The organism is Pseudoalteromonas luteoviolacea S2607 (genome assembly GCF_001625575.1).
Taxonomy (GTDB): Bacteria; Pseudomonadota; Gammaproteobacteria; order Enterobacterales; family Alteromonadaceae; genus Pseudoalteromonas; species Pseudoalteromonas luteoviolacea_E.
Window position 1 is genome coordinate 1 of sequence record NZ_AUXV01000009.1, and the last position, 21,404, is coordinate 21,404.

Sequence of the window (21,404 nt, forward strand, 5' to 3'; positions counted from 1 at the left end):
TTATGGTGGTAACTGTGTTATAATTTCGCTATAGTTAGCATGGGCATAAGTTTGTGCATTACTCCTTCAAATGATTTTTGCTAAGCACACCTGTCGGTTCATCTATTTTTTGTTCATGTTATATGGAGTTTATTATGCGTGACCGGTTATCACAATTGTTAAAAATTTCAGCGCCAAAAACACCGAATAGCCAGTTGGCTATTCAACAGCAAGTGGTTATGGCTGATTTGATAGTCCGAGATGACGATTGCCCTATGTACGCATACATCAACGGGTTAAGTAGTGATGCTTCAAAAGCCACTGCGCGTAGAGTATTGATGGCCATTTGTAAAAGCATTGGGTTCGAATCTATCTATGATATCCATTGGGAAAAAATCAATAAAAACGATATAAATCAAATGTTTAACGTTTGGAAAATGAAAAAACTGTCGCCCGATACCGTATCGCTGTATTGTTCGGTTATTAAAAGTGTGATGAAAGAAGCGTTTCTACTCGAGAAAATTACGACATTGCAATATGAATCAATTAAGCACATCAAAAAGCCCCAAGGTTCTAGAATTAGGCAGCATCACACCCTTGCCGTGGAAGATTTTACGCAATTACTTGGTTTAATTGAAGGCTTTGAACAACCAAAGATTACAACGGCTCGGGATCAAGCCATTTTTCATATATTGGTTGGGGCTGGGTTACGTCGTTTTGAGGTCGTAGGCTTACGATGTGAGGATATTGACCATGAGAATAAACGCATTAAATTTATCGGAAAAGGAAACAAAGAACGCGCTGTAAAGTTGCACGACCTGACCTATTGTGCTTTGAATAACTGGCTAAAACTTCACCCCACAGGGATAGGCTCTATATTCATTCGCCTCACAAAAAGTGGCCGTATTTACTATAAAATGTCCGATATTCAGGGGTTATCTGGACATGCTATCTATGATGTGTGTAAAAAATATGGTTTGCTTAGTGGCGCGAAGCCGACCCCTCCGCATTCCCTACGCCGTTCATATGCAACTTGGCTCTACACGAATGGAGCTGATTTAAAACACATTTCGTTATTATTAGGACATGCTTCTATTAAAACAACAGAACGTTACATTCAAACAACACAGTCACAAATTGATGGCACGGTCACAGAAAATTTATTCAAATGATCATCATATTTTTGATATAAAAAATAAATTAGGCAGTTTTGAGCTTGGCGCAACATCTGGGTTCATTGAACAGCTACAGACGATCACCCTCTACATCGGGAAAGTAATAGTGAGCAGTGCAAACATCTTGATTTAGCCAATTGCTGATGAAAATTCATTGATGGCTTGATCACCATAGTCGAGAGCCATCAATGAATTTGAGCGAGGAGCTTACACCGACGCATCATGTTGTGAATTGACTTCGTTTGAAATAACTCAGTACATAAAACATATATTTAAACAAACGATATGAGGACAGCGTTACTTTCATGGGCACTAGTGGTGTAGCATACACTTTATTATGGGAAGCTATAAGCTAAATAGTATTTTCAATAGCAATTATGCACAGAATTTATTTTAGTATGATGTGTTCTATCTACATGCTAAAGCGCCTTAAATACACCCACACTAAGCAAATAAGGGCATATTTGCTGAATGTTCAGTGCTTGCATTTTGATTTAAGTGTGTAGGTTGCCAATATAGTGCTGTTTCATATCCTAAGTACTGACTCAACAATAGACCGCTTTGCTCACTGAACAAGTGTTCCAGTTCTAATGTCAGTCCATTCTGTTGATCAATATATCGTTGTGCGCTTAGATGATAGCTCGAGATATATTCAGCAATACAAAACCTAGTTAACTCGTTTTTATACTGCTTATCATCGTAATTCATCACATCATGTGATTTTAATAACTTGGGGTAACATGGATCCCAAGGGTCTTGGAACCAACCTCGGCCAGCATGATCAATCCAATGATTAAATGGTGTTGAACGCTCATTCTTAAGTTTCACGAATGATTCGAGTGTCGCCTTAAACTCACGTTTCAAAAATATCACCTTGATACTTCCTAGCGCATTTTCGACTATATTTAGGTGAGGTAGCCACCAATGTGATACATCTCCAACATAGGCGTAATACCTACGTGCGATTCGCATAAATTCTATATGAAACTCAATTCTCTTATCGGCGTTATTCCAGTGTATTAAAGGCGGCCTTTCATGACTCATTAAGCTATCAGGTAGCGCCATTTTCAACGCGTCTGTAATGCTAGTTGAGCCACATCGGCCAGTCCCAATGACAATAACAATCTGTCCTAATGTTTCACGTTTAGGGCGAGAATTCTCAAGGTAAGCTTCGAATTTTGCTAAAAATGGGTCTTCCCCCCCCAAAGTGGGGTGCCCCTTACCCAACGACTCTAGATATTGATTAATCTCTTGCTGAGTTAACAAAGCGAATTCCTTTTAAATTGTGATCATATCTAAATGGTGGCCAATGTGGCGTGTTAATTGTTGCAAGTCGTAATTAAAATAAAAATGATCACCTTTTAGTAAGTTAATATCGGGCACTGACGTGGTGTACTGCTGCCATTCATTCAAGCGATGAACATCGACAAAAGGGTCGCTGTCTCCAGAGAAAACAACAACTTTTTGCTCAAGCAAAAGATCGGCTTTGCATTCATAGGTTTCACCCACACTAAAGTCTGCTCTGATAGACGGTAACACAAGATCCATCAGCTCTTCATTTTCCCACAGAATTTCAGGTGTACCGTTATATTGCTTTAAGCGTTCAATTAACGCTTCTTTGGGTAATTTATGTATCCCTTCTTGCTGTTCAATATGCGGCGCATTTTTTGCGGATAACATGACCAGTTTAGGTATTGGTAAACACCTTCTTTGTAACTCTCGAGCCAACTCAAACGCGACCAAAGCCCCGTTACTATGGCCAAAAAATGCAAATGGTACATCAAGAAGTTCAGAGATTTCGTCCACAAGCTCATTGATTAAACTATCCATATGCTTGTGTGCCGGTTCCATTAGCCTGCAACCACGCCCAGGCGGTTCAATACCAATCACTTCCCAAGAGATGGGTAAATGTGCTTGCCAACTTTTATATAACGTTGCACTGCCGCCTGAATAGGGAAAACAAAAAAGTCGCATCGGCGCATAGAAGTTGTTGGACTGCCTGACTAACCAGCGGCTGTTCTTTTTATGATTCTGTTGAGGTCTATTGAAAACTGGTTGCATTATTTTTTTCTTATAACAAAACTTAATAACATGATGCCTACGCAAGTAGACATCGCAAACGATTGTGGATTATCGCTTTCCCTTATTTATTCTACGTAGCGAGTTCTTCCTTTTATCTGCTCGTGATTGTGCAGCGCTGTTCTGATCTGTTTGAACTTCCGATGCTAAATGAGCAGCTAACTTACGGATACTACTGTGCTTATATAAATCAGTTAATGCAATTGATTTATCAGGCATCTCTTGCTGAAGTTTTGCATACATTTTGGTTAACAACACAGAGTTGCCCCCTAATTCAAAGAAGCCATCATTCACATCAACTACCGATTCTTCAACTTGGTTGACGTGTGCCCACACCCTCAGTAAAAGTTGCTCATAGTGATTACTTGGCTTCTCAACCTGTCGTTTTAAGTCGCCAACAGAGCTCACTTTCGGTAGTTTGTTTCTATCAATCTTACCAAGCTCAGTCACTGGCATCTCGTCAACTCTGACAATAAACGCAGGTTGCATATAACTTGGCAAACGCTGTTGTAAAAATTGCTTAAGCTCAGATTCAATATTTACCTTGTTGGCCACCACGTAGCCAACTAATGCCATCTCTTCATTTGCTAATATATCCGCTTTCACAACAGCTTGTACGATGTCAGGATGACTTAATAGTGACGCTTCCACTTCAGCAATATCAATTCTATGGCCGCGAATATTGACCTGTGTTCCTGCACGACCCATGACTCTTAAATCGCCGTTCATATCTATCATCGCCATGTCCCCAGTACGATACCAGGTTTGAGAGTCACCACATGCCAGCTGAACGAACTTCTCGCAGGTCAACTCCTCCGCCATGAAGTATCCAGCTGACAAGTTGGCCCCACCCACATACAACTCTCCTAAAACACCTCTGGGTAATGGATGCTTACCCTCTGCATCCGTAATGAGTAACTGCGTGTTATATAGCGGCTGACCGACTTGGACATTGGCATGTTGGGCAATATACTCCTGCGGCACTTTGAAATAACTGACATCAGAGCTTATTTCTGTAGACCCATAAAAATAAGTGAGCTGCAATGATGGTTGATGTTGCTGAATTGACTTAACTAAGTCACTTTTTAACACATCCGCACCAATAAACCAGTGTTTAAGTGTTGTTATTGATCTGAATATATCCCCATGCGTTCTTAACATCATTTCCAACAGCGAAGGTGAGGAGGCGGTAAAAGTAACGCCTCTTTGCACTATAACATCAAGCAATAGCTTAGGTTGATTCAGCGCTTGTGCATCCGCAAAAGTAAGTGTTGCACCACAGCTCAAAGCAAATATTAACTCTCGCTCGCCACGTACATAGTTCATGGGGGTGCAGTGTAATAACACATCTTTCGCTGCGAGTAAGAACTCATCTCGCATCCACACAGTGCGATTGATTAAACCTCGATGTAAGCCTTTTACCGCTTTTGGTTGACCGGTAGACCCTGACGTAAACAATAGATAAGCAACATCGTCGTCGCACACATTGCTATTAACATTGTCACATGAGTATTGCGACAACGATAGTTCACCGACATTAATCTGCCGATATTCAGATGCCCACTCCAGTGCTTGCACATTCGTTAAAACGCAGGTTGGTTTACAAGTGTTCAGCATATATTTACGGCGTTCCATAGGTATGGATGGATCAAAAAATAACGCTGTGGCACCTGCTTTTAGCACCGCTAAGAAAGCAACAACCATATCAATATCACGCGGGAAATATAATGCCAATATATCTCCTTTGCAGACCCCTTGGGCAATGAGATAGTGACTTAGTTGGTTTGCCTTGTCATTTAAACAACCATACGAAATTTGTTGCTGTTCCTGTTGAACAGCTATCTGCATTGGATTAGCCACTGCTTGCTGTTCAAATAATTGATGTACACCTTGTACGTCATGCGTTCTTTGTTGGCCGCTTTTAAAAGCCGGTTCAACCTCATTGTGAAAGTCACTAGAGAGTAACGGTACTTCGCTCAACGTCACGCTGGTATGGGAAGTACAGTAGTTAAGCATAGACTGATATAAAGTGGCTAACTTCTCAATACGTTCCTTACTAAATAGGGATGTATTGTAATTAATCGATACATGCAGCTGACCATCAACCTCGCAGACCGTAAATAGTAAGTCTGTTTGTGCCATTTCGTTCTCTATGGGATATGGACAAAGATTGAAATTACCAAATTGCAGATTACCACGCCCACTGACAAACGCTTCAGCCCCTTTGAGGGTATGCGCTTTATGTAATACAAAGCGAACATTTGGGAATAGCTGATCAGCCGACCCATCCAACGGTTCGCAAAGCGACTCCATCATGCGAGAGGTTGTCACATGGCGGTGGGTTAGCAATTCCTTCATCAGTGCGGTTAATTCGGCTACATAGGCCGTAAACGTTTGCTCAGCTTCATAGTTAAACGGTACAAGTTTAACATCGACAAAACAGCCAATCACATTCTCGCTTTCAACCCCCTGACGCCTTGAAACAGGGGTTCCCAATACAAACTTCTCTGCATGGGTATATTTATGCATCAGCAGTTGAAAAACAGCCAACAAGTAGTTAAAGAAGGTCGTACCTTGTGTTTGGCAATATGTATTTATTGCGCCTAAATCTATACCCTGTAATTTGAAATGCTCAGTTTTTCCTTGAAAGTCAAAGTTTACAGGTCGAGCAAAATCGAGGGGTAAAGGCACAGAATGTAGCTTTCCACCGACTTTGTTTGTCCAGATTGGAAAGTCAGTTGCATTTGGTCGCCCTTGTTCGTGCCAATGCTCTTGAGATAACACCAATTCGTTGTACTGTATTGTGTTACTCTCAAGCTCCGCATTCTCGTATAACTCAAGCAGTTCTTTGACCAACACAAGTACTGACCAAAAGTCCCCCGCAATATGATGTAATACACAATGGAGTACAGCGCTATGGTTTGAATTTAAAAAGCAGTGGATCCTAAGTACGGGCTCACTGGCTAACTTAAATGGCCTTCTGGCTTCCTCGTACACCGTACTTTTCAGCGCATCTTCGTGCCAAGTTGTGGCATCGGTAACGATTAAAGGTATGTGGTCATCTATGATATGTTCAACAGGCTGACCGTTTACTTCAGGATAAGTGGCATTGAGAATATGGTGTCTTTTTAGCAAAGCCGCAACAGCATTTCGCAATCGTGTTGGGTCTATCGCTGTGTTGATCTCAAACGGAACAGAAATATTGTAAATGCCCTCTTGCTCATGGATATGTTGCAATTTCCAAAAGTTGAGCTGACTATCTGTTAATTGATGTACTCTGTCGGAAGGTTGAACCAGCTTAGAGTGTAATCTCTGAGGCTGGTTAACCAACATTTGTTCGCACTCTTGTATAGTAATTCCGTACAAAATGTCTGTAAGCTGTAAAGACAACCCAAGCTGCTTTTCAAATTGCCCTTGTAGCTGCACTGCCGTAATAGAGTCAACACCTAAGCTGCTGATACTCATAGTGTGGTCGAGCGCCTTCGGACTAATATCCAAAACCTGCGCAAGTATAGAAATTATCTGTTGAAGTATGTCAGATTGTTCTTGATTAGCTGACACCTGCGCAGATACAGGCTCAGCACCGCTTTGCCTATCTCGATAAATATAGTCAATACCGTCATTTAAGTATCTTTTTTTACATTCTCGGCGGCGAATCTTACCACTCGAAGTTTTCAATACTCTGTTTGGCCGCGTCAGTACAACATCATGTAGACTCAATCCACACGCGCGACGAACTGCAAGTTTTATACGCTGTACACAGTCTTCTTTGTCTAATTTGCGAAGTTCCGTACGTTTTATTTCATTTACCAGTACTAATTGTTCAGTGCCATCGACATTAACGCTGAAACAGGCGCCACTTGAGATGTTAAGTTCTCGTATTTCTTGCTGAACTGCAAACTCAATATCTTGAGGGTAATAGTTTTTACCTCGGATAATTATCAAGTCTTTCAGGCGTCCTGTAATAAAGAGCTGCCCTCGCAAAACGAAACCCAAGTCACCGGTTCGCATATATGCTTCAGAACTGTCCGCTAATTTAGCGTTATATGCCTGCTCGTTCAATTTACTGCGATTCCAGTACCCGAGTGTCGTACTATCTCCTCGCAGCCAAATTTCACCCACACTTCCTTGCATACATAGCTGCTGTGTTTGATAATCAACCACGCAGGCTTCTGAGTCCAAGATAGAACCACAACCGACAATCGTCACTGCATCAGGTGACTCACTAGACACTTCTACAGCTTGATTATTTTTAAGCGCATTTGCACACACAGTTACTTCTATCGGTAACGCTGAAGCATCCCCACCTGTTGTTAATAAGGTGGACTCAGCAAGCCCATAGCATGGGTAAAATGCCCGTGGTGAAAATCCACACTCCGCAAAAGCTTCGCTGAACAATGCCAAAGTTGCAGGGTTGATTGGCTCAGCACCATTAAATGCGACTTTCCAAGATGATAAGTCTAAACTTTGTTTTTGTTGCTCGGTGATGCGCTCAGCACAAACTTGGTAGGCAAAGTTTGGTCCACCACTTGTGGTGATTTTCCGGCTCGAGATTAATTCCAACCAACGAAATGGGTTTTGTAAAAAAGAGGCTGGGGACATAAGCACAGCGCTAGAGCCTAAGTAAATTGGTTGCAAAATATTACCGATCAATCCCATATCATGGTATTGCGGTAACCACCCTGCAACGGTGGTGGCTCTGTCATGGTCAAATTTTTCTTTAATGAGCTGTTGATTCGCTAACAAGTTTCCATGACTGACCATCACACCTTTTGGGTCACCTGTAGAGCCTGAGGTGTACTGTAGAAATGCCAGTTCGTTCAAACTACTTGGTACTGCTTGAACATCAACCCAATCTGTTCGTAAACCTTCATCAATATCAAAGTGTCTGTTCACGAACCAGCTTTCTTCTGATAACCACTTATTTGCTTGTTCTTGATTATGCTTATCTAAAAGAAACATTGACGCCCCAGAGTCTTTGGCTATTGTAGAGAGTTTCATCCAATCTTCTTTACGACCACTGGGTGGATAAACTGGCACAGCCACCAGGCCGACATACAGACAAGCAAAAAACGATTGAATAAACTCCAGGCCAGGTTGAAACATCAATACAACGCGATCGCTTTTTTGTGTACGCTCACTAAGAAATTGAGCAATATTTTTTATGTTGTTATTCAACTGTGCATAGCTTAGTTGCTCTACTTGGCCATTATCTTTAACAAACTCATAGGCAAGCTTTGAAGGGGTTGCTGTCGCATGCAAGCTTACATAATCATAAATCGTTGTTGGAACGCAAGCACATGGCGTGTCATCAGTATGCATGATAGTTATTTCCTTAACTTCTTATATTGCTCAAAGAGCCATGTAGCAGGTTTCATTGATGAAAAGTGAACATCAAGAAAACAACTACATAAACAACTTAGCTTCACTTTTATATAACCATTGAATTTCAATGGATTAGTATTTTTCCCAATATTAACACATTGATAAACTATTAAAGCAAAAAAGAGTGTTGCAGCAATCTCAAAAGCAAACAACACTCCGCTTGCTTAGCTCACCGCTGCTGGTTTCATTTCTGGCATCATATTGGATAGGTTAATCAATTGCCCGTCTTCCATTCTTATCAGCTGTTCGGCAATATCGAAGTACTTATCGCCATGGCTAACAATGACGACAATTTCCCCCATTTTCTTCAGTTTAGGAAGAGCTTCCGTATAAAAGTACTTTCTGAAATATGGGTCTTAATCTACCCATACCGCATCTGGATTTTGAGTGAGAATTTCATCGTTCTTACACAAGCGTTCCTTCACATAGCCACCTTATATTTTCATGGTCACGGAAATGACTTCAGCACAAATCATTGCCAGCGCCCGCCATATTTCCCGAAGAAGATTCAACTACAGTGTGGCCTTTTTATTTGTTCGAGCTCTTTGATCATTTCAAGAGGCGGTTTGTATTTAACTGGCCCTGATAAATACATATTCTCTAGCTTTAAAGCGACGCATCTATCAGTTAGAAAATTATCCAATTTGAGAAAATCTTCGTTTTTAATTATTTCTGATGTTTTGTCAAAAACCATTTTATTTTATATTCCCTAGCCAACTAACTGGTGTTTTCAAGGTCATGTGAAACACACTAGAGCCGACACTTGAGCAGTAGCGAATTATGTCTAACAACAAAGAGGTTTTAAGCTATCAATCTCTGCACTCTGAAGATGTGTCTGTGTGCAATTTTTTTTGCATGCAGCACCTATTGAAAAATCAAATAAACATAAATTCTGTTAACATTTTACAGCAAGTTACAATGGCTACTTCAAACGTTTTCACTTTTTCTCATATTTAAAATGTAAAGCCCCCATTCCAAAGTGAATCACTTTATAAACATTCCCCCCCCCTTCCTGGCAAGACTTAATTATCAAACACACCGAAACATTAACCTTACTTTCAATTCAAAACTACCGTTAAGTCAAAAAGTAAACCAATTAATATTAAAATTACCTGTTGAATTTTATAGCAATTAGCAAAAACGGCAAGTACCTTAGGTACAAGCAAGCAAGATATAGAGGTAAAAATGACCAATAAACATCCAACCCTGGACTGCATAAGGCTTCCCTAGAGAAGCCAAACCCGGGTTACCTTCGCCATCAAAAAAACAACAATTGTAATAAAACCGTTAAACACTGAAGGGTGTGAACGCTGAAACGCAAGTGATGGAAAAGCGGTTCCATTCTTTGTATTCTTTACTGATGCTGGCTGTTGGCTTTCCCCTAGGCAACCCCTTTATAAACGGACCCCAAGCGGGGACTGGAACAACAACCATACCAGCACACATTGCACATTGACTAGGTTGGATCGCACATTATCTTAAGCGGTATATTTTGCTGGTTCCTTTATAATAAACGATAACAATATGTTAATTATAAATATGATGTAGAACCGAATTAATTAAAAAGTACAATCTAATACAGCATCTTAGAGAAAGTTGAAGCGAGTAAGAAAAATAGACACTTCAATTACATAAAAATTAAAGTATATCAACATTACCATTGTAACTCTCTAAAATATAAAATATTATCTTCGTGTGTACTTACTCCAGTAAGTACATATGAAATTAAACTAAATAAAGGAATTTAATATGAAAAACGTACAAAAGCTGAAGTTGGAACTAACTAACGAAGAACTACAAAGCGTTGCAGGCGGTAAAGACATCTCTAGAGACGTTCTAGCTAACTTCTCTGCTGGCCGTTCGACTAAAGATGTTGCTTACCTACAACTAGCAGCTTCTACAAAAGATAACTCATTCCTAGCTTAATACGATAATTAGCTACGTTTGAAAAAGGTGGGCTATAGAGCCTACCTTTTATGTCCATTCAAAATACCAAGTTTCTCAACACGACAACTTCACAACAGCTAACACTAATAATCAAATAATAAAGCGAGATACTGTGAATAAACACAATACCTTACTCATTCTAGGCCTGGGTGATTTAGGAAAACGTATTGCTTACCACTTGGCGTGTGATCCTGCACTGGCGTATGAAAAGTTAATCATTGCAAGTACATCAAAGCAAAAAGGTGAATCATTTTGCCGTCTTTTATCAGCGTGCGGTATACGTCCAGTCGAGTTTCATCATGTTAATGCGTTAGTTCCAAGCCAGCTGAAGTCACTGTTATCCAATCAACGACCGGACCTAATCATACAAAGTGCATCACTTTTATCTCCATGGTACTTATATGAGAATCAAGAGCGTTGCGCTCGTTCAAAAATATTACTAGAAGCGGGCTTTGCGGCTCAGTTGCCAGCACAGCTAACCATACCAATCAATTTAATGACCACCCTATCTGAGTTAAAGATGGATGTGCCTGTTATCAATTGTTCTTTTCCTGATGCCGTCAATCCAGTATTAAATAAACTTGGATCACCGGTCAGTTTAGGTATAGGTAATGCAGGCATGATTAACGCGCTCGCAGCACAAGAGCTGATTGATGACAATAGAGCACTACCACAAACTTTTGCACACCACGCCCATGTTAGGGTTGTCGCTACAGGCTTTGTCCCAGAACAAATGCCACTGCCAGTCATATATTCCGCCGGTGAAAGCTTGGACCTATCGAAAAGCTTTGAAACTAGACCTCAGATCGTCTTAGATCAAGAACTTAATGCGCTCACATCGGCCCATGCTGTACAGGTTATTCGCGCGATGCTCGGTGATGACATTCTATACACTTCTGTTCCAGGCCCTTGCGGGCTAGAAGGTGGTTGGCCCGTTACAATAAAAGGCCGCGATATCCAGCTCAATTTGCCTGCACAGTTTAACGACGAACAAGAGATACTTAAATTTCAACGCAAAGCAGCTGAATTTGACGGTATCGCAAACATAGATCACGATGGCACCATTTATTTTACCGATTCATGCTTGGCTCAATTAGATAAACTCAATCCGATGCTAGCTGAGCCGTTGCATCCCAGTCAATGTGACGAAAAACTAAAACTAATATTCAGCTTGATAGGTGTGTAATGAACAAGAAAAACCATGAGCTTTTCGCTATTGTTGCTAAGCATCGTTACATCAAGCCACACTTTTTGGAAAACTTCGCAGCCATACTACCAAGTAGCTTCCCTGATAAACTCGCTCAATGGTGGTTAAATCCTGATGCAGGTGTAGCAATCTTTGATCCAAGCCAAGCGTCTGAAAACCAAGATAGGGTCTGTGGGTTAGGCCAGCTATTTGTAAACGCAAACAGTACAACGCCTTTAGACTTGCATCAGCCAGATGCTCAGCAACAGCTCCTATCGATACTCGCCACCTCGCACATTGATAGCTTACGCGATTCAACTGGGCAATTCGCATTTATACATTGGCAAGAGCAATCAAACACCCTAACACTCGTGCGCGACCCGTTAGGCCAAAAGTCTCTCTACATCGCACAGAGTCAACATGTCTGGTATGTCAGCTCTAGCTTAGAAGCTCTGTTGTCAGCAGAAGGTTTTGAGTACGAATTCGATCTAGAATCTGCATTCAATTACCTCAACTTTGGCGTGCCATTAACTGGGCGCACTTTAGCAAAGAATATAACAAAAGTTCGAGCGGGACACTCAATTTGCATTCGGGTTGGTAATGCACCATGTGAATCTCGGTATTTCACTCCAATCAATTATGACTGCAGTGCCACAGCGACAGATAGAGTCACAGCAGAGATAACGAATTCGTTAACACAGGCTATCGATAAATCAAGCCACTCCGATAAGGCTGCAATACTTCTTTCATCGGGAATTGATTCATCTTTTATCGCAAATTATGTCAAACATCATAACAGCGACACAACCCTGTGCGCCTATACGGTTGAGTATCAAGGCTTCCCGGAGTTAGAGCAGCTTAATGAAACCCAGCTGGCCAAAGAATTTGCAGAGTCTTTGGGCATAGAACACCACAGTGTGACATTCGACCTCGCCGATGTACATCAAAGCTTAGACAGCGCATTTTCTAGTGCAGAACCATGTAGTGCTGCTTCAGTTATCCCACACAACAAGTTGTTAAATAGAATAGCCAACGATGGGTATTCAAGTGTTCTCTCAGGCATGGGCGCTGACGAAATTTTTGGCGGCTACTTAAAGTACATAAAATACTACTCCAAAGTGCAGCTATTTGAGTCCTCATTACTCAATGTCGGCAAGTTTGAACAATTGTTATGGCAGCCTGAGCTCTGTGACGATAACCTCTTTTGCGGTGTACCTCGATTCTTTGACCAAAACGCATTAACCGAGTATTTATCTGAACCATTCAAGCACTGGCAAGTAACAGGGCACCATGCTAGCTTCTACCAAGCTTGCTTACAGATGAAATCATCAGCTAATTTATTCGAGCTTATGATTGCTCATGAATGTCAGCACCGCATACCAGACTTACTACACTCAGTTTATGAACCTATCAATGAGCGTAATGGACTGACCACATGGTATCCATTTTTAGATCAGCACCTTATTAAACAGGTGATTGGCCTAGGAGCAGCTGAACGTTTTGAACAAAACGAAGAAATAGGTTTAGACAACAAAATAGTTATGCGGCGCATTGCACGACAGTTCTTGCCCGAAGACATAACAACTCGCCCTCGTAAAGCATATGTTGTCCCCTTACAAATTTGGCTGAAAGACCCTGAGCTATTCAACCGAATCTGGGCAGTAATAGAAAATAGTGCATTGCTTGATGCTGAGCCACTAATTGAGCGCAGCGCATTAGGTACACTAAAAGACAAGGTACAAACACTACTCGAAACACACAACCCACCAAGCGACGCATTTAGACCCTTGGATCAACTTTGGGCACTCGCAACATTATGTGCTTGGTACGATAAATGGCTGAAAAAGTAAATATGATGAATCTCTCAACCCAAAGCAACCCAACTCAGTCGTTACATGATGAAGCGCATGAGTTACGTAAAGAAATATTAGAAGTACTTTACCAAACAGGCGGGGGGCACTATGGAGGCTGCCTCAGCGTTATAGATTTACTGCTAACCTTGTACAGAACTCAAATAAAGTGTAACCCTACCTTTGCAACTCACCCCGATAGAGATAGGCTCATACTTTCTAAAGGGCACGCTGCATTAGCACTTTATGCTGTACTGAAAAAGCTTAATTTCCATCAGGTGCCTTTAGATCAGTATGCTGATTTTGATTCACCGCTTGAAGGACACCCAGATATGACAGCCTTGGCAGGTATCGATTTCTCAACAGGCTCACTGGGCCAAGGGCTTTCTGCCGCTCTCGGTATGGCATATTCGTTACCAAAGCAAGTCAACATCTGGACTATTCTAGGTGATGGAGAATGCCAAGAGGGACAAGTGTGGGAAGCGGCCATGCTTGCAGGGAATATGAAAACATCTAACTTGAAAGCGGTGGTAGATAATAACCGTTTTCAGGAGTGGGGCTGGGCTGAGATTGATGACCAAATTCCACCTCCTGTCAGTAACTTTCGTGATAAGTGGCAAGCTTTTGGCTGGCACGTCATTGAGTGTGACGGACATAATTTTGATGAACTTATTCAAGCATTTCAAACGATGGTAGAAATACAGGACAAGCCGGTTGTCTTAATCGCCAACACAATAAAAGGTAAAGGTGTTCCACTGATTGAAAAATCCCCCAAGCAATTTCACTGTAATCAAGTGGACCAAGATGAACACACAAGAATTATGCAGGAGTACAGGTCATGAAAAAACTCGCAGAAGAAGTTGGCTTGCAGTTAACCAATATCGCAGATAAATACCCCGATATTTCTGTGCTTGATGGTGATTTGGCAGATTCAGATGGCGCATTTTATTTCGCAGATGCTTATCCTGAACGCTTTTTGATGTCTGGAATTTCAGAACAAAACATGATCTCTATGGCTGCTGGAATGGCATCTACAGGGAAACGCCCATTCGCTTTCTCTTTCGCTGCTTTTTTATGTTACCGTGCATACGATCAGATCAGAGTCAGTATCTGTCAGACAAAAATGCCTGTCACATTAGTTGGTTCACATGCAGGTGGATTGGCTGGACGCAATGGTAAAACACATACCGCGGTTAATGATATGGCTGTTATGCTCACGTTACCTGATATGCAGGTTTGGGCGCCGGCTGATAATGATGACGTCACCTATATGTTGTCACAAATAATGAGCTACAGTGAACCGGCGTATATCAGAGCTTCTCGCGCCCCCATTGGTGAACAACACGCGCTGGGCGGCAGACCCAGTGAACTGCGTTGGGTCTTTCCAAAACGGAAGATTAATATTGTCAGTTGTGGTATTGCGAGTCAATGGAGTAAGCAGGTGATTGAACAGTTACATCTACAAGGGTGTGATATCGGCTTGCTTCATTGCTTACATGTAAACCAAGTTGAACAACTCCAAGATGAACTAGCAGACAGCGAGCAACTGATCGTTATTGAAGATCACTGTAAATTAGGTGGACTAGCTTCATTGATCCAGATGTTGGACATCAAAGCACATATCAGTGGTTTTGGATGGCCTATTTCATTTTGTGGGAAGTCGGGAGATGACGAACAATTGCGCGAAGCCTACGGACTATCTCAGGAACAGCTTGTAAAGGCTATCATAAAATTACATTTCACAAATATAAAATCTGCTTCTTCAAAAATAGTTGAACAGGTGTAACAGAAAAAGTATGGCCTATTTAGTGGCCATACTTTTTCTCTAAACTTATAGATCTACTACACATTTTGACTCCCACCATTTGGCGGCAGTTTGCAAAACCCTTTCTCTATTCTGCCTTGCAAAATGTGTTAAATAACGCTGAATAAGCGCTGGCTCTTGGCTGCAATACCTAGAATGAACCAAACGCTTCATACTCCAGTACTTTGCCAGCGTTTGCTTACTGTCTTCCACATTTTCAACCAAATATTCTTCTAAACCTGTAACGTGCAATGAAATTGGAAAATACTGGCGCGGGTCAATAATGATACTTGCTGGCTTCGCTTTAAATTCATAAGTGAATTGCTGATTGTTCTGCGTAACATGAAATTTAAGCAACTGTGACTTTCCATCCACCTTAACTTCAACCCACAGCGGTAGGGAGTGATCTTGGTAGCCTTGTTGAACAACATCCAAAGTCATCACATGTTCACGACTAATATTCACGTCTATCGCTAATTTAGTCGTCTGTTTTGAATACACCCAACGTTCAAAAAAACCATCTAATTTACGCCCTGAGGATTGTTCAAATGCCTCCTTTAAATCCCTCGTTGCAGCAATCGACTCCCAATTTAATTCACTATAAATTCGTATACCATGCCAAAACGCTTTTTCTCCCAATTCAAGTCTAAGCATGTGGAAAAGATAAGCACCTTTAGAGTATGCAGCCTTCCTATACGTAGATTTGAATTGCTCAAATGTAATCGCTTGACGCGGCGACACGGCGGGTATAGTCTTGCCCTGTCTCTCTATTCTGAGCATTGCCTCTTTAAAAAGTACTATCTCTCTATCATACTCTTGCGTGCCATAAGCATGTTCTTTAAATGCGGCAACCATAAATTGGACTATGCCTTCATTAAGCCAAAAGTCATTCCATGACTTTGCCGAAATTGAATTCCCCCACCACTCGTGAGCAAGCTCATGGGGAGCCAACCAGTTTTCTCTGGCCTCAGCCAATACATCCCGCATGAAACGCTCACCAACTAGGCTAAACGACCCCACTTCCTGCATCGTGTTTTCTTTGGTGACTACAAACGTATACTGGTCCTGCTTCAACCCTCGGTTACTAGCCTTGGCGAAAAATTGATAAGCTCGCTTGGTGTCAATGAAAATACGCTCTATTTCTGATTGAGAAAAACCTTGATAAAGTATGGTATAGCTTATACCTTCAACGTCTATTTTGTGTGACGTAAAGTTTCCTGCTGCAAAACCAAATGTATATATTGGACGAGGCCTGTCTTCTCGCCAATGATGCTGTATTAATTCGCCATTAGGCTTGGACGATATTTTCTGCCCATTAGCTACATGAGTCATTCCCTTAGGTAGGTTTAGAATTAAATTAAAAACGGCTTTGTCACCAATATCATCATGTGAAACAAGCCAATTGGCCGTGTTATACAGCGTATACAGGTAGCCATCGAAAAACTTCAAGCCTTTCTTTGGCACCGTGTAATAATCGATAGTAACTTGAGTGACGCCGCTTTGCTTACCAGATAGACTATCTAGATCGAGAATTATCTGACCATCAGCAACCTTAAACCTTTTCACCAGAGGCCCTTGAATCTGCTTAATCTGCATGTCAGGGGCCTGTAGTCGAAACTGTAACTTATTGCCTTTTACACGCCTAAATTGAAACTCAATAACCACACGCCCTGTTAGACTTTGATTTTCAATATCTGGCGTTAATTGGGCACTATATGACAGCACGTCAAATTGACCCTTTGCGCTAGTATCCAGGCTAAGAAAGACAATGACTATAAACAGTAACCAACGCACTTAACCGCCACCCAGTTTATTGAGAAAAATTGCACCTGCACTAGGTGTAGTGAGTGCGTTAACGCCATTTTTCATATCAATTTTAATCACACAGTGACTGTGCTCTAAGACAGTTTGCTCTATTCCCGCATGCTCTGAACCCAGCACCAAAACACATTTTTCAGGAAACTCGAAATCACGCAGCGAAACCGCTTTTGCCGTGTTTGCCGTACTCACTATTGTATACCCCAGTGCAGATAGCTGTGACAGTGTATCCGTAATGCAGTGACTACGATGTACTTTGCAACCCAATACATGGCCAGAGGATAGGTCAAACGCACTTTGTTCATAAGGTGAAACCGCTTTAGGGCATGCCACGACTGAAGATATTCCCATCGCCATCGCACTGCGAACAAGGTTGCCTACGCTTTCGGCAAACTTGACCCCATTGAGTAGCATTATTTTGTCATCTAACGAATTAATTGGCGCATACTCAGGGGTTTTAATTTTAGCTAACACTGCTTGTGCTGGGGCTACCCCCAAAAAAGACGCAATATTCTCATCTTCAACAACCCCTACGCGACAAGATGGTAAGCTTGACAAGGCACTTTTATAGACCGAATAAAACGCCTGACTACAAAACAATTCCAAAATTGAGGCGTTGTAAGTCAGCCCATTTTTGAGAAAATAGTCGCGCTTAACAACAATCTCTCCCTCATTAGGCGCCGTAAATTTCTCATACAACTCTGTCGTTAAATTGATTTGTTCAACCATTATTCCGCTTTCCTTAACTCGTTTCAAAACGCTTATTTTGTGTTTTAGATTTTTGTCTATGACGTCGCAACCTTTCACTTTGTTGCAGTGCCATCGCTTGACGCTTGCCTCGTGTACTCCCCTCTTTCTCGCTGCTTTGCTTACTGTTATTTTTAGTAATAAAGTTAGCTAAAGATTCAATCGTAGGATGACTAAATAGGTCCATCATAGTTACATCCATCCCTAGCTGCTCGACTAACTTTACATGCACTTTCGCAAGGCTGAGAGAGTTTCCACCTAGCTCAAAGAAGTTCTGTTTCGAGCCAACTTTTTCAACTAATAATGTATCTTGCCACACATCAGCAATCGCCCGCTCTGTCGGCGTATTACATTCAGAATACAATTCATCATCAGTAACTTGATCTTGGTAAGAGAGTAATGCTCTTACATCAACTTTACCGCTACTAGTAACTGGATACTCGGTTACAAAGACGATTTGGTTCGGTGCCATGTACGACGGGATCTGCTTGGCGATATGACGACGAACAAGTGCATTATCTTGTTCAGGATCCTCTACTTTAATGACCGCTTTCAGTGTTTGAACATCGTTATTATCAACTACATGTCGGCAGATTGCGCCCTGCACCAGTGGACACAGGAGTATAAGTCGCTCTATTTCTGACAATTCAATCCGAATACCATTGTATTGAATTTGGTTATCGCGTCGCCCAAGGTATAAGATTTCACCTTGCGCGTTATACCTACCTAAATCACCTAGTCGATACATTCGTTGCCCAGGCTCTGGGCTAAATGGATCAGGTAAAAAGCTTGCAGCTGTTAAATCCGGCATATCGACATAGGCTAACGCAAGACTTGGACCACTGACATACAATTCCCCTACCACACCTGGCGCGCAAAGGTTGTAATATTTATCTAAAATATACACTTTCAAATTTGTAACAGGCTTACCTATCGGCATTACACCTTGCGGTACTGCAATATCCGTCAATCGACTTGCAGTTGCATCTCCAACAACTTCCGTAGAGCCATACGCATTGACCATGACAACTTGAGGCATGGTTTCTTTTACTTTTTGTACAAGCTCAGCATTTATCGCCTCACCCCCAACGAAAATGAGTTTCAATGAACTCAGTTTATCCACATTTTGTGATTCGAATAGTAACCTCAAAACTGATGGCGTAAAAAATACGCGGGTAACTCGTTGCTGCTCAATTAAATCAAGAAGTGCGGTAATATCTTTTACTTGAGCTTCCGAATTGAAGAAGAGCTTGCCGCCTTTGAGTAATGGCGCAAATACTTCTTGGACTGATGCGATAAAGCTGGGGCTAGTTTTGGCTAAAACACATTCATTCTCTTTAATTGGATGGTTTTGCCAAATCTCTAGCAAATTATTGACCACCGAGAGGTGACTGCCTATGACGATTTTTGGAATGCCAGTTGTGCCCGAAGTCAGATACAAATGCACAGGCAGTATATTACTAAAATTCATTGCTAATTGCGTATCTGAAAGGCTCGGTAACCTCTCTATAAAATGCTGATAATTGTGGGTAGTCAAACTAGGTGCAACAATGACGTCATTACATATCACACAATTCAACTGAGCCCTCAAAGCAATATTTTCTACCTGCTCGACATTGAGCTGATCGTGTAGTGGCAAATAACTCGCACCAAGTTTCATAACCCCTAACATAGATACCATCATGTCAATACCTCGGCCGAGCCTGAGGCCGACACGATCACCAACATCAATGCCTTGATGGCTTAAAAAATGCGCGAATTGGTTACTTAGTTTATCAAGCTCAACAAAGCTCATCGCTTTTTCAACACTCTGCAACGCAATTGCATGAGGTGTTTTGGCAACCTGTTCAGAAAATAGAGTGACCAAATTTCCATCTACAGGTAACGTAACATCGCTATTAGAAAATGCCTGTAAATCTTGCAATTGCGACTTCGACAAACTGGATATGTTGCACATTTCAGTATCTAAATTACTAGGTAGGTAACTAAGAAGACGCACATAGTTTTCCAGTAACTGTACTACCTCTTTTTTATGATACAACCCCTTTCGATAAACCAAATAGCCAGATATGCCATCGTCAGACTCCGTTAAATCAAATGTCATATCTAATGTTGTCTTATTATGATGATAAGTTAGCGCGGAGACATTGACACCAGGGATCTGTATCGACTCAGATGGCGTATTTTGCAGAATAAACATGACCTGGTATAAAGGCGTATGATTCGTCGTGCGCTGCGGGTTAACAGCCTCCAATACCTTTTCAAAAGGTACATCTTGATGCTCGAATGCACTTATGCAACGATCATGAACGTGGCTAATATAATCTTTAAGCGTATCATTTTCATCAACTTTTACTCTGATAACCAAAGTATTTAAAAAGTATCCTATTAACTTTTCAATCTCAGGTCTTCGACGGTTGGCAACAGGGATCCCAATATTGATATCCGTTTGACCTGCATATCGAGACAGTAGCAACTGTAATGTGGCAAGCAATACCGTAGATAACGTTGTATTCTGAATTCTAGCGCACTTGTTAAGCTCAAAAGTAAGAGTTGGTGGGATGTGAATAGGTATCGCATCAGCATCATACCCTGAATGGTCATTTCTATTTTTTGCAATGCCTAGCTCAAGTAGTTGCGATGCATCTTGTAACTCCGTATGCCAGTAATCAAGCTGCTCTTTAATCGTGTCTGTAATTACTTGCTTTTGCCAATAAGCGTAGTCACTGTATTGCACCGGCAATGCCTCTAAATTAGCGCTATGTCCGCTTAACTTTGCACGGTATAGTTGACAAAACTCTTTCACCAGAATTCCAATGGACCACCCATCCGATACAATATGGTGTGTTAAAAACAGCAATACTTGGCGTTGTGATGAAACAGTCAATAACTTTACTCTTAGCCAACATTCATCAGCTAAGGGAAAGATCTGCCCTGCGAACTCTTTAACATAGTCATCGATTTGTGACGTTTGGATGTGCTCAGTTGTCAGTTCCCAACCAGGATTGTTTTCGCTAATTTTTTGAAAAGCCCCCTGAGTGGTATTAACAAAGGTAGAACGCAAAACTTCATGTCGAGATGTTATCTGCTCCAAGCATTGAGCAACAACTCCCTGATCTAATTGCCCCTGTATATCAAGACCAAAGAAGATATTGTAATTTGCTGTTGCTCCTTGAAGTTGTTCCAAAAAGTAGAGCCGCTCCTGCTGTGCCGACAAAGTGCGCAGAGCCTGGCTTTCCTGCCTTCTGATTATCGATAACGCCTGTTTCTCATGTTTAGGTTGAGCATCCGCACTACTTAATGCAGCCACAATACGGCGCACTGTTTTATGTGCGAAAATATCTCTTAGGCTTATCGAGACATTCATCTTATCAAAAACATGTGATGTGAGCTGAACAGCCTGTAAAGAGTGCCCACCTAGCTCGAAAAAGTTA

At 41.5% G+C, this 21,404-nt stretch carries 13 protein-coding genes; 6 read left to right on the forward strand and 7 right to left on the reverse strand.

Annotated elements, in window-relative coordinates; translation table 11 throughout:
• Positions 1 to 134 precede the first annotated feature (134 nt).
• The gene (locus N480_RS07730; protein WP_063371946.1) at positions 135 to 1,151 is read left to right on the forward strand and encodes a tyrosine-type recombinase/integrase; all 1,017 of its coding nucleotides are present in this window, start codon (positions 135 to 137) and stop codon (positions 1,149 to 1,151) included.
• Positions 1,152 to 1,598: 447 nt separating this feature from the next.
• Here the strand turns inward: N480_RS07730 and N480_RS07735 are convergent, their stop codons facing one another.
• From N480_RS07735 to N480_RS25245, 4 genes are all read right to left on the reverse strand, one after another.
• Complete coding sequence (locus N480_RS07735; RefSeq protein WP_063371947.1) at positions 1,599 to 2,420, reverse strand: hypothetical protein; 822 nt, start codon at positions 2,418 to 2,420, stop codon at positions 1,599 to 1,601.
• Between the two features lie 12 nt (positions 2,421 to 2,432).
• Positions 2,433 to 3,215 (reverse strand): thioesterase II family protein, encoded by a 783-nt coding sequence (locus N480_RS07740; protein WP_063371948.1) that lies wholly within the window; start codon positions 3,213 to 3,215, stop codon positions 2,433 to 2,435.
• 69 nt (positions 3,216 to 3,284) lie between these two features.
• Positions 3,285 to 8,555 carry a non-ribosomal peptide synthetase gene (locus N480_RS07745; protein ID WP_063371949.1) on the reverse strand — a complete coding sequence of 1,757 codons (5,271 nt, stop codon included), beginning with the start codon at positions 8,553 to 8,555 and terminating at the stop codon, positions 3,285 to 3,287.
• Positions 8,556 to 8,782: 227 nt separating this feature from the next.
• The gene (locus N480_RS25245; protein WP_155732785.1) at positions 8,783 to 8,920 is read right to left on the reverse strand and encodes a hypothetical protein; all 138 of its coding nucleotides are present in this window, start codon (positions 8,918 to 8,920) and stop codon (positions 8,783 to 8,785) included.
• A 1,447-nt stretch (positions 8,921 to 10,367) separates the two neighbouring features.
• On the opposite strand from N480_RS25245, the gene N480_RS25250 reads away from it, so the two are divergent.
• The 5 genes from N480_RS25250 to N480_RS07770 all read left to right on the forward strand — a co-directional run bounded on the left by N480_RS25250 (position 10,368) and on the right by N480_RS07770 (position 15,387).
• Positions 10,368 to 10,544, forward strand: coding sequence for a hypothetical protein (locus N480_RS25250; protein WP_155732786.1), 177 nt, complete (start codon positions 10,368 to 10,370; stop codon positions 10,542 to 10,544).
• A 133-nt stretch (positions 10,545 to 10,677) separates the two neighbouring features.
• Positions 10,678 to 11,751 (forward strand): hypothetical protein, encoded by a 1,074-nt coding sequence (locus N480_RS07755; RefSeq protein WP_063371951.1) that lies wholly within the window; start codon positions 10,678 to 10,680, stop codon positions 11,749 to 11,751.
• Complete coding sequence (locus N480_RS07760) at positions 11,751 to 13,601, forward strand: asparagine synthetase B family protein (RefSeq protein ID WP_063371952.1); 1,851 nt, start codon at positions 11,751 to 11,753, stop codon at positions 13,599 to 13,601. Before N480_RS07755 ends, N480_RS07760 begins: the two co-directional genes overlap by 1 nt.
• Positions 13,586 to 14,443, forward strand: a complete 858-nt coding sequence (locus N480_RS07765) for a transketolase (protein ID WP_081231793.1) — start codon at positions 13,586 to 13,588, stop codon at positions 14,441 to 14,443. Before N480_RS07760 ends, N480_RS07765 begins: the two co-directional genes overlap by 16 nt.
• Complete coding sequence (locus N480_RS07770; protein ID WP_063371953.1) at positions 14,440 to 15,387, forward strand: transketolase family protein; 948 nt, start codon at positions 14,440 to 14,442, stop codon at positions 15,385 to 15,387. Before N480_RS07765 ends, N480_RS07770 begins: the two co-directional genes overlap by 4 nt.
• 45 nt (positions 15,388 to 15,432) lie before the next feature.
• On the opposite strand, the gene N480_RS07775 is transcribed toward N480_RS07770, so the two are convergent.
• The 3 genes from N480_RS07775 to N480_RS07785 all read right to left on the reverse strand — a co-directional run.
• Positions 15,433 to 17,199: a M1 family aminopeptidase gene (locus tag N480_RS07775; protein ID WP_063371954.1), complete on the reverse strand. Its 1,767-nt coding sequence runs from the start codon at positions 17,197 to 17,199 to the stop codon at positions 15,433 to 15,435.
• The gene (locus N480_RS07780) at positions 17,200 to 17,952 is read right to left on the reverse strand and encodes a TrmH family RNA methyltransferase (protein WP_063371955.1); all 753 of its coding nucleotides are present in this window, start codon (positions 17,950 to 17,952) and stop codon (positions 17,200 to 17,202) included. It lies immediately after the preceding gene.
• Between the two features lie 13 nt (positions 17,953 to 17,965).
• A partial coding sequence (locus tag N480_RS07785; protein WP_155732787.1) for a non-ribosomal peptide synthetase occupies positions 17,966 to 21,404 on the reverse strand: 3,439 nt, incomplete at its 5' end.